This window comes from Mycolicibacterium lutetiense (genome assembly GCF_017876775.1).
In the GTDB taxonomy this organism is placed as follows: Bacteria; Actinomycetota; Actinomycetes; order Mycobacteriales; family Mycobacteriaceae; genus Mycobacterium; species Mycobacterium lutetiense.
The window spans coordinates 1,346,083-1,358,148 of record NZ_JAGIOP010000002.1 but is presented as its reverse complement, the minus strand read 5'-3'; the positions used below and the strand labels follow the sequence as shown (position 1 = coordinate 1,358,148).

Genomic DNA, 12,066 nt, shown 5'->3' with positions numbered 1-12,066 from the left:
AGGGGCATGGCGAGCCTGAAGAACACGGTCGTGGTCGGTGTGTTCGCCGTTGCCGCAGTGCTGGGACAGCTGGCGATCGCCACGCCCGCCGAGGCCAAGCGGTGCCCGTCTGGCACCAAGTCGACCAAGTTCGACGGTGTGTGCGTGGCCGGTTCGTCCGGCGGCGGGATGGGCGCGGTGGCGCCGCCGGTGATGGCGCCCGGCACCGGTGACGCGAACATCCAGAGCCGGCCGGGCCAGCTGCCGACGGTGAACGGAATCCCGTGCACCATCGAGCATTACTCCACCTGCTACGCGATGTCACAGCAGCCGTAGGGCCTGCGGCTCAGACCACCAGCGTCTGAGGTGCCGCACTGAGCGTGCCGGTGATGCTGTGCCAGGCCCGCACCAACAGCTGCACCGCCTCTTCGAGCTCCGGCTCCGGCAGCGCATAAGGCAGCCGGATGAACCGCTCGAGCGTGCCGTCCACCCCGAACCGCGGCCCGGCGGGCACATCCAGACCCAGCCGCATCGCGGCGGCCGACAACGCGGTGCTCATCGGCGCGGGCAACTTCACCCACAACGACATTCCGCCGCGGCCGTGCCCGGGCTGCCAGTCCGGAAGCTCTCGGGCCAACAACGCCACCAGGAACTCCCGACGGGCACGCAGGATCTCACGCCGGTCCGGCAGCACGTCCGCACGCATCGCGAGGAGTTTCGCCGCGGCAAGTTGTTCGAGGATCGGGGTACCGAGGTCCACCGAAGGCCGGATCGCCGCGATGGTGGCCAGCGTGCCGCGCTCGGCGCGGATCCAGCCGACCCGCAGACCGCCCCAGAACGATTTCGACATCGAGCCGATGGTCAGCACGAGATCGTTGCGGGGGACCGCGGCGGCCAGTGGTTCGGGCGGCGCCTCGTCGATCCACATGTCGGCGATCGATTCATCGACGATGGTGCGGGTCCGGGTGTCGGAAATGATCTGCCCCAACCGCTTTCGCTCTGCCGTCGGCATGGTGAAACCGGTCGGGTTGTGGCTGTCGGGAACCAGGTAGGCCAGGCTCGGCGCGAGCTGTCGCAGCGCGGCCTGTACCGCGTCGAGTTCCCAGCCGTCCTCGGTGAGCGAGACCGGAACGGGCCGCACCCCGGCAGTCGAGATCGCCGCCAGCGCACCGTGATACGTGGGTTGCTCGACCAGTACCCGGTCGCCGGGCTGGGTGTGGCTGGCCAGGATGAGTCCGATGGCGTGCTGGGCACCGCTGGTCACCATGATCTGGCTCGGATCGGTGGGGAGTCCTCTGCTGCAATACCTTTCGGCGATAGCCGCACGCAGGGGCCCGACACCCATCAGTTCGTGACCCGGCTCGCGCAGATAGGGCGCGATATCGCGTGCTGCCTCGGCAAAGGCTTCCAGCACCGCAGTGCCGGGCGCGGGCAGCGCCGCGGCGGCGAGGCTGACCGTCGGTGTGGTGGTGTCGGGCTGGAGGTGGCCGGCGGCGGGTAGGGCGGTGATGCTGCGCGCTCCGCGACGGGCGTGTAGATAGCCGTCGTCGCGCAGTTGGGTGAAGGCCGCGGTGACCGTGGTGCGTGACACCCGCAGCGAGTCGGCCAGCGCGCGTTCGCTGGGAATGCGTGACCCGACCGGAACGCGGCCGTCCACGATCAGCAGCCGGATGGCGTCGGCCAGGCTGAGGTAGGCGGGGCCACTTTGGCTAGAGGTACGCCAGTTGCCCAATTCGCGCGCCAATAGGTCCACATCGAGGGCTCTGGTGGCCATATCCGTCGACATAATAAGGCCAGTATGGGTCAACTGGATATTGATATGCAATCCAGATGGTCGTGATCATGGATGCATGGCCCGGAACTGGATTTCCCGATTGGCGGAGAATCTCCGCCGCGCGTATGACACCAACAGCTTCGGCGACCGTGACGTGGACGCCCGACGGGTGCGCAGCGAGCTCGACGCGATCCGCGTCCGATTCCCCGACCATTCATGAGGACCGCATCCCACCGCGGCGCGCTGCTACTGATCGGCCTGTGCGGCTACGGCGTATCGATGGCGATGATGGTGCGCGCCGGACTCGGACTCGATCCGTGGGACGTTTTCCATCAGGGCATCACCCGGCACACCCCGCTGACCCTCGGGATGGCCTCGGCCGTGGTCGGCCTCGTCGTCCTGCTGGCCTGGATCCCGCTGCGGAACCGGCCTGGAATCGGGACCGTCGCCAACGTCATCGTCATCGCCGTCACCGTGGATGCCACGCTGGCGGTCCTGCCTGCGCCGTCGGCGCTGCCCGTGCGCATTTCCATGTTGATCGGTGCCGTGGTGCTCAACGCCATCAGCACGGTGCTCTACATCGGCGCCGGCCTGGGCCCCGGTCCGCGGGACGGCCTGATGACCGGGTTGGTGGCCCGCACCGGATTGTCGGTGCGGCTGGTGCGTACCGGAATTGAGGCGACCGTGCTGGCCGTGGGCTGGTTGATGGGCGGCACTGTCGGGATCGGCACCCTCGTCTACGCCTTCGGGATCGGGCCGCTTGTGCAGCTGTTTCTGCGACTCACGCCACGGTCGGTGTTGTTCCACGATTTCAGCGACGGACGTGCCCGGGCCGTACGGGAACCGGTCACTACGATGAGCGAGTGGCCGCAGGGGAATTCACCGACTCGACAACCGGCGATGACGGAAACGGAACAGACCCCGATCTGTTGATCGACTTCGCACGGGTGAGTCTGCGGCGAGGCGGCAACACCCTCGTCGGGCCCATCACCTGGACCGTCGAGCTCGACGAACGCTGGGTGGTCATCGGTCCCAACGGGGCAGGCAAGACCTCGCTGCTGCGGATCGCGGCCGCCACCGAACATCCTTCGTCCGGCACCGCCTACGTGCTCGGTGAACGCCTGGGCCGCACCGACATGTCCGAACTGCGGGCCCGGGTCGGGCTCAGCAGCTCGGCGCTGTCACAGCGGATCCCCGACGACGAGGTGGTGCGCGACCTGGTGGTGTCGGCCGGCTACGCCGTGCTGGGCCGCTGGCGTGAGGATTACGAGGATGTCGACTACGCCCAGGCCATCGACATGCTGGAAAGCGTCGGCGCCGAACACCTCGCCGAACGGACCTACGGGACCCTGTCCGAAGGTGAACGCAAGCGGGTCCTGATCGCCCGCTCGCTGATGACCGACCCCGAACTGCTGCTGCTCGACGAACCCGCGGCCGGGCTCGACCTGGGCGGCCGTGAAGATCTGGTGGCGAGGTTGACCGATCTGGCTGCCGACCCCGACTCCCCGGCCATGGTGCTGGTCACCCATCATGTCGAAGAGATTCCGGTGGGTTTCAGCCACGCGCTGATCCTGTCGGAAGGCCATGCGGTTGCCTCGGGTCTGCTGACCGAGGTGTTGACTGCGGAGAACCTGTCCAAGGCGTTCGGTCAGTCGATCGCCCTGGATGTGATCGACGGGCGTTACTTCGCCCGGCGAACCAGGAGCCGTGCGGCTCATAGGAGGCGTGAATGACAAGTACAGACGATCCGCTGGTGCCCCGTCCTGCGGCCACAGTGATGCTGGTCAGGGACGCCGCCGAAGCGATCGAAGTCTTCATGATGCGCAGACACGCGGCGATGGAGTTCGTCGCCGGGGTGATGGTGTTCCCCGGTGGCGGAGTCGACGACCGCGACCGCAACGCCGACATCGCCTGGTTCGGACCCGAACCGGGCTGGTGGGCACAGCGCCTCGGGGTGGACACCGGGCTGGCCGAAGCGCTCGTCTGCGCTGCGGCGCGGGAGACCTTCGAGGAATCCGGGGTCCTGTTCGCCGGGCCGGCCGATAATCCCGACGGGATCGTGTCCGACGCGTCCGTCTACGGCGAAGAACGCGCTGCCCTGGCCAACCACTCGTTGTCGTTCGCGGACTTCCTGCGCGACGAGAAGCTCGTGCTGCGCGCCGACCTACTGCGGCCGTGGGACAACTGGATCACCCCCAAAGAGGAACGGACCCGCCGCTACGACACCTTCTTCTTTGTGGGTGCGCTACCGGAGGGGCAGCGGGCCGACGGCGAGAACACCGAAACCGACCGTGCGTTCTGGAGCACCCCGCAGGCCGGCCTCGATGACTTCGAACAGGGAAATTCGTTCCTGCTGCCGCCGACCTGGACCCAGCTCAACTCCCTCAACGGTCGCTCGGTGGCCGACGTTTTGGCGACCGAGCGCAAGATCGTGGCCATCGAACCCAACCTCTCGGTCAGCGAAGGAGCCTGGGGTATCGAGTTCTTCGACAGCGGCCGGTACAACGCAGCCAGGAACCAGCGGGCGCCGCTGGGTAGGGGAGCGTCGGGGGAATCGGTTCAGTGAGCGAGTTCATCAGCGTGGTCACCGGGGTGACGCCGGAACAGGACGGCGTCGGCACCCTGAGGTTGTCGCGTCCACCGACCAATGCCCTGACCCGGCAGATGTACCGCGAGATCATCGCGGCCGCCCATGAGCTCGGTGAACGCACCGACATCTCCGTGGTGATCCTGTTCGGTGGGCACGAGATCTTCTGCGCCGGCGACGACGTACCCGAGCTGCGCACGCTGAACACCGCCGAGGCCGCTGCCGCGGACACGGCGCTACACCAGTGCCTCGAAGCCGTGGCCGCCATCCCCAAACCCACCGTTGCCGCGATCACCGGCTACGCACTGGGCAGCGGGATGACTTTGGCAATGGCCGCCGATTGGCGGGTCAGCGGTGACAACGTCAAGTTCGGAGCGACCGAGATCCTGGCCGGCCTGGCGCCCCGAGCTGGCGGCGGGGCCCGGCTGGCCCAGACCATCGGCGCCAGCAAGGCCAAGGAACTGGTGTTCAGCGGACGGTTCGTCGGTGCAGAGGAAGCTCTTGAGCTCGGTCTGATCGACCAGATGGTGGCACCCGACCACGTCTACGACGAGGCGCTGGCCTGGGCACGGCGATTCGTTGACCATCCGGTGGGCGTGTTGGCCGCGGCGAAGGCCGCCGTCGACGGAGTGGTGGACCGGCCCTGACGCCGACCCCACCCGGGCCGTTAGGCTGCCCTGCATGACTGACATCAAGGATTCCGGCACCGACGCTGATTTTGCCGGTATGCCGACTCCTAACCCGCACGCCACGGCCGAGCAGGTCGAAGCCGCGATGCACGACAGCAAGCTTGCGCAGGTGCTCTACCACGACTGGGAAGCCGAAACCTACGACGAGAAGTGGTCGATCTCCTACGACCAGCGGTGCATCGACTATGCCCGCGGCCGGTTCGACGCCATCGTGCCCGAGGCCGAGCAGCGTGAGCTGCCGTACGACCGGGCCCTCGAGCTCGGGTGCGGTACCGGATTCTTCCTGCTCAACCTCGTCCAGTCCGGGGTGGCGCGGCGTGGTTCGGTCACCGACCTGTCCCCGGGCATGGTCAAGGTCGCGACCCGCAACGGTCAGTCACTCGGCCTCGACATCGACGGCAAGGTCGCCGACGCCGAGGGCATCCCGTACGAGGACAACACCTTCGACCTGGTGGTCGGGCACGCCGTGCTGCACCACATCCCCGACGTCGAGCTCTCGCTGCGCGAGGTGGTCCGGGTGCTCAAGCCCGGCGGTCGTTTCGTCTTCGCCGGCGAGCCGACCACGGTGGGCAACAAATATGCCCGTGAGCTATCCACCCTGACCTGGCACGCCACCACCAACCTGACCAAGCTGCCCTGGCTGAGCGAATGGCGCCGGCCCCAGGCCGAACTCGACGAGTCGTCCCGCGCCGCGGCCCTGGAAGCCGTCGTCGACCTGCACACCTTCGACCCGGCCGATCTGGAGCGGATGGCTGCTAACGCCGGTGCGGTAGAAGTGCGCACCGCCAGCGAGGAATTCACCGCGGCGATGCTCGGCTGGCCGGTGCGTACCTTCGAAGCCGCGGTGCCGCCGGGACGCCTGGGCTGGGGCTGGGCCAAGTTCGCGTTCAACAGCTGGACCACGTTGAGCTGGGTCGACTCCAACGTCTGGCGTCGCGTCGTGCCGAAGGGCTGGTTCTACAACGTGATGATCACCGGGGTCAAGCCGTCCTAGATTTCGGTCTGGCCCACGTCTCGTATCTGCGCTCCGATGCGGGACGGCAGGCACTGACTCAGGTCGCCGGAAGGTCGCTGACCGGATCGGCATTGGTCAGCGACATCGCTGCTGTTCGAAAACAATTCGGTGACCGCGCCGGAGTTCTGGTGGAGACCGTACAGCTGAGGCGTCGGGCCGCGGCCAAGTTCGACGACCCGGACCGCTGGCTGTTCACCGACGAGGCACTGCAACAGGCCACGGCCGCACCGGTGGCGGCGCATCGTGCGCGCAGGCTGGCCGGGGCCCGGGTTCACGACGCCACCTGTTCGATCGGCGGTGAGCTTGTGGCGCTGCGTGATTGCGCGGCTCAACTGGTCGGCAGCGACCTCGATCCGGTGCGGTTGGCGATGGCAGCCAACAACGCCGACGGGGTGGACCTGTGCCGGGCCGACGCCCTGGTGCCGGTAACCCGGGACACGGTGGTGATCATCGACCCGGCCCGCCGGTCCGGCGGACGGCGCCGCTTCGACCCGCGGGCCTACACCCCGGCGCTCGACGCGGTCCTGGACGTCTACGGTGGCCGGGATCTGGTGGTGAAGTGCGCGCCGGGAATCGATTTCGACGAGCTCACCAAGATGGGCTTCACCGGGGAGATCGAGGTGACCTCGGTGGGCGGCAGCGTACGGGAGGCCTGCCTGTGGTCACCGGGTCTGACCGAACCCGGTGTGCGACGGCGGGCCAGCATGCTCGAAACCGCCGAACAGATCACCGACGCCGAGCCCGACGACTGCCCCGTCGCCGAGGCGGGCCGCTGGATCGTCGACCCCGACGGTGCGGTGGTGCGCGCCGGACTGGTGCGCCACTACGCGGCCCGGCACGGACTGTGGCAACTCGACCCTGACATCGCCTACCTGTCCGGCGACGAGTTACCGGCCGGAGTGCGAGGTTTCGAGGTCCTGGAGCAGCTGCAGTTTCAGGAACGCCGACTCCGAGCCGCGCTGGCCGCGCGGTCGGTAGGGGCACTGGAAATCCTGATCCGTGGCGTGGACGTCGACCCCGATGTGTTGCGGACGCGGATGCGGCTGCGCGGCTCCGAACGCCTGGCGGTGGTGATCGTCCGCCTCGGTTCCGGGGCGGCGAGCCGGGCAAGCGCATTCATTTGTCGCCCGTCCCGATAACCGCCAAGTAATCTGGACCCAAACACGCCGGTGGATCCATCGGTGTGAGTTGATCGCCTGCGAGGACGACTGACGATGCGAATTCCCCTTGTGACAGCCCTGCTGGCAGCCGGTGCGCTGGTCGGCTGGCTCGGCATGCCCGTGGTGGCTGCGCAGTCGGCCTGTGCCGACCTCGGCGGCAGCGTCGACGGCGACCAGATCTGCCAGGTGCACACCGCCAACGCCACCTACACGCTGGATTACACGTTCCCGGTCGGTTATCCCGACCAGCAGGCGGTGGCCGGATACCTGATCCAGACCCGCGACGGCTTCGTCAACGTCTCCGATATGCCCGGATCACGTGACCAGCCGTACGTTCTGGACGCCAAGGGCACGGCCTACAGTTCCGGGACCCCGCAACGCACCCAGAGCCTGGTGTTCGAGGTGTATCAGAACGTCGGCGGCGCCCACCCGCAGACCTGGTACAAGACGTTCAACTACAACGAGGCCACCCGGGCACCGATCACCTTCGACACCCTGTTCAAGCCGGGATCCAAACCGCTCGACGTCATCTTCCCGATCGTGCAGCGTGAACTGCAGAAGCAGTCCGGCGTCGAACTGGCCATCGCACCGGCCATCGGCCTGGACCACGCGCACTATCAGAACTTTGCGATCACCGACGACTCGGTGATCTTCTTCTTCGGCCAGGGTGAACTGTTGCCCGAGGCCGCCGGAGCCAGCCAAGCCAACGTCCCGCGGTCCGCCGTGGCGGCCCTGCTGGCCTGAGCTCCGATCACGCAGGCGCGAATCCGTACACCTGACCGTCACTGGTGGCGGTGACGATCCGGCGGTCGTGCCCGATCGACACCCCGACCGGCCAGCCGGTGGCCTCGGGTACGGGATAACTGTTGAGGGTGTGCCCGTCACCGGTGTCGAAGACCAACAGCGTCTGGCCGTGTCCGCCCTCCCGGGCGACCGTGTAACCCACACTGTCAGCGCGGCTCGACGTGGTCAGCGGTACGACGTCTTCACGGGTCCAGACGACCTCGCCGTGGTCGCCGGCGTCGCGCACCGCGGTCAGTGTGGCGTCCGGCCCACCACCGGCCACGATCAGCCCGTCCGGTGACACCGACGGCGGGGTCTGGGCCAGATAGTTCAGCGGCACCGACCATTTCGGTGAGCCGTCGGCGGAGTTCAGTGCCCACAATTTCTGATCGCGGCCGTTGACGTAGACCGTCGACCCGTCGGCCGACAGCACCGGGCTGGCGAGCGGCCCGCGGCCCACGGCGGTGCTCGTCCATTCCTGCGTCAGCAATGTCGCCTGGCCGGGGTGGTAGCGCAGTCCGATCAGCACGGGCGCCTCGGCGCCGGGCTGCCACACGCTCAGCACCACAAGGCCGGCCTGATGCGAGAACGCCGGTGCGGCCGCCACCGGGCAGCGGGAGCGGGCCGGCAGGCAGTCGCCGAGACCGCGCTGTGAATCGGTCGGGTCCACGCCGGAGACCAGATCCAGCGGCGTGCCCTCGACCGTGCCGCGATGCCCGTTGAACACCAGCACCTGACCCAGATGGGTGACCACCAGCAGCTGACCGTCATCGAGCAGCCGTGGCGTGGTCGGCATGCCGATCACCGGCTGGCGCCAACGGATCCACTGCGTCGGCGGGAAGGACAGGATGGTGCCGGGCTGGCCCACGTAGACGTTGTCGAACCCGTCGAACAGGGGGCTGGACCAGCCGCCACCCAATATCAGTCGCGTACACCAGCGTTGGCGGGCATTGTTGTCGGCTTCCCACACCATCAACGAACAGCCTCCGGCGGTCTGCGCGTTGGCCGCCAGGCGGTTGTCCCCGCTCAGCGCCACCTGGGCCTCCAGCGCACCCTTGACCGACCGGCTCCACTCCAGGCGCAGCGCCTCGGGACCGTGGGACCGGGTGTAGCTGCTGTTGGCGGCATCGCCGTATTGCGCTGACCAGCCCGGTGCGGCCTGTGGGGCGACCCAGGAGTCGGTGTTCTCGCAACCGGCAAGAAGGCCCGTGAACAGCACCGTGACCGCCAGTGCAAGGTATCGCCGGAACACGGTGTCCTTTCGTCGCCGAAAACGCAGCGCGCTCGTATTTGTGACTCACGTGAGGGTAGCCGTTACTCGTGGAGGTGGCCGTTGGTGGCCTCGCGTAGGCTTTCCGGCCATGACGACCATGTGGGGCGCCCCAATTCACAAACGCTGGCGGGGCTCCCGGCTACGTGATCCGCGCCAGGCCGACTTCCTGACGAAGGCGTCGCTGAAGTGGGTCATCGACAACCGTGCCTACAGCCCCTGGTACCTCGTGCGGTATTTCCGGCTGCTGAAGTTCAAGCTGGCCAACCCGCACATCATCACCCGCGGCATGGTCTTCCTCGGCAAGGGTGTGGAGATCCAGTGCACCCCGGAACTGGCCCAGATGGAGATCGGCCGCTGGGTGCACATCGGCGACAAGAACACCATCCGCTGCCACGAAGGCTCGTTGCGCATCGGCGACAAGGTGGTGCTGGGCCGCGACAACGTGATCAACACCTACCTCGACATCGAGCTCGGTGACTCGGCGCTGATGGCCGACTGGTGCTACGTGTGCGACTTCGACCACAAGATGGACAACATCGACATGCCCATCAAGGACCAGGGCATCATCAAGGGCCCGGTGCGCATCGGCCCGGACACCTGGGTCGCCGCGAAGGTCACGATCCTGCGCAACACTTCGGTCGGCCGAGGTTGCGTGCTGGGCGCCCACGCCGTGGTCAAGGGCGAGATCCCCGATTACTCGATCGCCGTCGGGGCGCCGGCCAAGGTGGTCAAGAACCGCAAGCTGGATTGGGAGACGTCGGCCGCCGAGCGTGCCGAGCTTGCCGAGGCACTGGCCGACATCGAGCGCAAGAAGGCCACCAACAGCAACTGACCGGGCGGATCAAGCCCCGTTGCACACCCCGGAGTCGCGGATCACGTTGCCGTAGACATTGGCCGTGGCGACATTGGCGTTGATGACACCGGCCGGCTGCTGTTTGGCGATCTTGTCGCTGATCTGGGTCAGCTGATACCAGAGGTGATAGATCGAGTCGCCGTTGTACAGCGGTGAATACTGGCTCTGGTCGGGGTAGTTGGTGATGTACAGGGTGTGGGCGCGGGGATCCAGGAATGCGGCCGACTGGTCGACGTTGGCCCGCACGGTGTCACCGGCAGCCTGCACGCCCGGTGCGGTCCAGTAGTCGTGCTGATCGCCGAGGAATTTCTGGAAGCCCACGATCTGACTCATCAGGGTGCCGTACTGGGCGTTGAACCACTGGCAGGACTCTCGCTGGGCGTCTAGTTGCTCGGGGGTGACGCGTACCTGCCACAGGTTGTAGGGGAACACCGTGTAGTTCGGCGCCCAGTCCGAGGGGTGGGGCACGAACTCGGGCATGGTGGGCGCGGTGCCGTTGGGCTCGGCGGTCGCCGGGGCGGCGAGGCCGAGTGAGATTGTCGCGCCGACGAGCACGGCGCAAGCCTTACCTAAGTTGCTGCGGGTCCGGGTCACGGCTCGATTGTGCTTGCTGGGCACCGCGGTCGACAGCGATTCGGCGATTCTCGAACGCGTGCGTCAACGCTCGGGCAGCGCGTGCTCGACGATCGGGCGGCGCGGATGTGGTTCGCGTTCGGCACGTTTGGCGGCCAGATAGACCTGGCTGGTCTCGGCGGCCACGGTGTGCCAGTCGAAGTCGGCGCTGAGCCGCTCGCGCGCGGCGATCGCCCGGCGCTGGGCCGCCTCGGGGTCATCGAGCACGGCGCGGACCGCCGCGGCCAGCCCCACCACATCCCGTGGTGCGAAGGACATTCCGGTCTGTCCGTTGATCACCGCTTCACCCAGGCCGCCGACATTGGATGTCACCAGCGGGGTACCGGTGGCCGCAGCCTCCAACGCGACGATGCCGAACGGCTCGTAGTGGCTGGGCAGTACGGCGGCGTCGGCGGCCTGCAGGGCCTGCAGCAATTCCTCGTGACCGAGCCGCCCGACGAATCGGGTCGCCTTGAGCACCTTGTGCTTTCGGGCCTGCTCGACGAGCCACTGCTGTTGGGTACCGTCACCGGCGATGGTCAGTGTGGTGCCCGGATGTGCGCGGCGGATCCGGGGCAGGGCCGCAATCGCGTCGTGCACGCCCTTCTCGTATTCCAGGCGACCGAGGTAGAGCAACTCGGGCGGCCCCTGGCGGGGACGTCGGGGCGCAAACGGCCAGAGGTCGGCGTCGATCCCGTTGCGGATCACCCGGATCTCCGACAGTTCGGGGCCGAACAGCTCGGTGATCTCATCGTTCATCGACGCCGAACAGGTGATCAGTGAATCGGATTCGCGCACCAGCCAGGACTCCACGGCGTGTACCTGGCGGCTGATCGGCCCGGAGACCCAGCCGGAATGCCGCCCGGCCTCGGTGGCATGGATGGTGGAAACCAGTGGTACATCGAAATATTCGGCCAGGGCGATGGCGGGGTGGGCGACCAGCCAGTCGTGGGCGTGCACGATGTCGGGCACCCAGCGGTCACCCGAATAGTCTTTGACGGCAAGTCCGGTACGCACCATCGCGTGCCCCATGGCCAGCGTCCAGGCCATCATGTCCGTGCCGAACTCGAACTCGTGCGGGTCCTGCGCGGCGGCCACGACCCGGACGCCCTCGCTGACCTCGTCGGTCGACGGGTGGGTGCTCGGGTCGGTGTCGGTGGGCCTGCGGCTGAGCACCACGACCTCGTGCCCGGCCTCGGCCAGCGCGGTGGCCAGGTGGTGCACGTGCCGGCCCAAACCGCCCACGACGACGGGCGGGTATTCCCATGACACCATCAGGATCTTCATGCCTACGTGCTTTCGTGCCGGTGCGAGCGTGCGCACAATGCTGAGGATTGGCGG

Annotated in this window: 14 protein-coding genes; 10 read left to right on the top strand and 4 right to left on the bottom strand. The window is 67.5% G+C overall.

Translation table 11 applies throughout. The features are described from left to right. Positions 1–6 precede the first annotated feature (6 nt). Positions 7–315 carry a hypothetical protein gene (locus JOF57_RS15850; protein WP_209917987.1) on the top strand — a complete coding sequence of 103 codons (309 nt, stop codon included), beginning with the start codon at positions 7–9 and terminating at the stop codon, positions 313–315. A 10-nt stretch (positions 316–325) separates the two neighbouring features. Here the strand turns inward: JOF57_RS15850 and yczR are convergent, their stop codons facing one another. Continuing rightward, complete coding sequence (yczR, locus tag JOF57_RS15845; protein WP_209917986.1) at positions 326–1,765, bottom strand: MocR-like transcription factor YczR; 1,440 nt, start codon at positions 1,763–1,765, stop codon at positions 326–328. A gap of 64 nt (positions 1,766–1,829) precedes the next feature. On the opposite strand from yczR, the gene JOF57_RS15840 reads away from it, so the two are divergent. The 8 genes from JOF57_RS15840 to JOF57_RS15805 all read left to right on the top strand — a co-directional run bounded on the left by JOF57_RS15840 (position 1,830) and on the right by JOF57_RS15805 (position 7,948). Continuing rightward, entirely contained in the window at positions 1,830–1,973 is a 144-nt protein-coding gene (locus tag JOF57_RS15840) for a hypothetical protein (protein WP_209917985.1), read from the top strand. Next, positions 1,970–2,686 carry a membrane protein YczE gene (yczE, locus tag JOF57_RS15835; RefSeq protein ID WP_209917984.1) on the top strand — a complete coding sequence of 239 codons (717 nt, stop codon included), beginning with the start codon at positions 1,970–1,972 and terminating at the stop codon, positions 2,684–2,686. The genes JOF57_RS15840 and yczE overlap by 4 nt, the downstream gene beginning before the upstream one ends. Then, positions 2,617–3,486 carry an ABC transporter ATP-binding protein gene (locus JOF57_RS15830; RefSeq protein ID WP_209917983.1) on the top strand — a complete coding sequence of 290 codons (870 nt, stop codon included), beginning with the start codon at positions 2,617–2,619 and terminating at the stop codon, positions 3,484–3,486. Before yczE ends, JOF57_RS15830 begins: the two co-directional genes overlap by 70 nt. Then, positions 3,483–4,319 carry an NUDIX hydrolase gene (locus JOF57_RS15825; RefSeq protein WP_209917982.1) on the top strand — a complete coding sequence of 279 codons (837 nt, stop codon included), beginning with the start codon at positions 3,483–3,485 and terminating at the stop codon, positions 4,317–4,319. The genes JOF57_RS15830 and JOF57_RS15825 overlap by 4 nt, the downstream gene beginning before the upstream one ends. Further along, a complete protein-coding gene (locus tag JOF57_RS15820) occupies positions 4,307–4,987 on the top strand; it encodes an enoyl-CoA hydratase (protein ID WP_307870132.1) in 681 nt (226 codons plus the stop codon). The genes JOF57_RS15825 and JOF57_RS15820 overlap by 13 nt, the downstream gene beginning before the upstream one ends. Positions 4,988–5,021: 34 nt before the next feature. Continuing rightward, positions 5,022–6,023, top strand: a complete 1,002-nt coding sequence (locus JOF57_RS15815) for a class I SAM-dependent methyltransferase (RefSeq protein WP_209917978.1) — start codon at positions 5,022–5,024, stop codon at positions 6,021–6,023. Further along, a complete protein-coding gene (locus JOF57_RS15810) occupies positions 5,981–7,183 on the top strand; it encodes a THUMP-like domain-containing protein (protein ID WP_407666634.1) in 1,203 nt (400 codons plus the stop codon). Before JOF57_RS15815 ends, JOF57_RS15810 begins: the two co-directional genes overlap by 43 nt. 75 nt (positions 7,184–7,258) lie before the next feature. Beyond that, a complete protein-coding gene (locus JOF57_RS15805) occupies positions 7,259–7,948 on the top strand; it encodes an esterase (RefSeq protein WP_209917976.1) in 690 nt (229 codons plus the stop codon). A gap of 7 nt (positions 7,949–7,955) precedes the next feature. On the opposite strand, the gene JOF57_RS15800 is transcribed toward JOF57_RS15805, so the two are convergent. Then, positions 7,956–9,239: a BamB-related PQQ repeat family beta-propellar protein gene (locus JOF57_RS15800; protein WP_209917974.1), complete on the bottom strand. Its 1,284-nt coding sequence runs from the start codon at positions 9,237–9,239 to the stop codon at positions 7,956–7,958. Positions 9,240–9,348: 109 nt separating this feature from the next. On the opposite strand from JOF57_RS15800, the gene JOF57_RS15795 reads away from it, so the two are divergent. After that, entirely contained in the window at positions 9,349–10,092 is a 744-nt protein-coding gene (locus tag JOF57_RS15795; RefSeq protein ID WP_209917972.1) for an acyltransferase, read from the top strand. A 9-nt stretch (positions 10,093–10,101) separates the two neighbouring features. Here JOF57_RS15795 and JOF57_RS15790 read toward each other — a convergent pair whose 3' ends face one another. Together JOF57_RS15790 and JOF57_RS15785 are read right to left on the bottom strand one after the other, a co-directional pair. Beyond that, on the bottom strand, positions 10,102–10,707 hold the full coding sequence (locus JOF57_RS15790; RefSeq protein WP_209917970.1) for a hypothetical protein: 606 nt from the start codon (positions 10,705–10,707) through the stop codon (positions 10,102–10,104). A gap of 63 nt (positions 10,708–10,770) precedes the next feature. Beyond that, positions 10,771–12,012, bottom strand: a complete 1,242-nt coding sequence (locus tag JOF57_RS15785; RefSeq protein WP_209917968.1) for a glycosyltransferase family 4 protein — start codon at positions 12,010–12,012, stop codon at positions 10,771–10,773. Positions 12,013–12,066 lie beyond the last annotated feature (54 nt).

Bases quoted from the DNA above. Each gene is read 5' to 3' on its own strand.
- JOF57_RS15850 (WP_209917987.1), top strand. From the start codon at position 7: ATGGCGAGCCTGAAGAACACGGTCGTGGTCGGTGTGTTCGCCGTTGCC.
- yczR (WP_209917986.1), bottom strand. From the start codon at position 1,765: ATGTCGACGGATATGGCCACCAGAGCCCTCGATGTGGACCTATTGGCG.
- JOF57_RS15840 (WP_209917985.1), top strand. From the start codon at position 1,830: ATGGCCCGGAACTGGATTTCCCGATTGGCGGAGAATCTCCGCCGCGCG.
- yczE (WP_209917984.1), top strand. From the start codon at position 1,970: ATGAGGACCGCATCCCACCGCGGCGCGCTGCTACTGATCGGCCTGTGC.
- JOF57_RS15825 (WP_209917982.1), top strand. From the start codon at position 3,483: ATGACAAGTACAGACGATCCGCTGGTGCCCCGTCCTGCGGCCACAGTG.
- JOF57_RS15815 (WP_209917978.1), top strand. From the start codon at position 5,022: ATGACTGACATCAAGGATTCCGGCACCGACGCTGATTTTGCCGGTATG.
- JOF57_RS15805 (WP_209917976.1), top strand. From the start codon at position 7,259: ATGCGAATTCCCCTTGTGACAGCCCTGCTGGCAGCCGGTGCGCTGGTC.
- JOF57_RS15795 (WP_209917972.1), top strand. From the start codon at position 9,349: ATGACGACCATGTGGGGCGCCCCAATTCACAAACGCTGGCGGGGCTCC.
- JOF57_RS15785 (WP_209917968.1), bottom strand. From the start codon at position 12,012: ATGAAGATCCTGATGGTGTCATGGGAATACCCGCCCGTCGTCGTGGGC.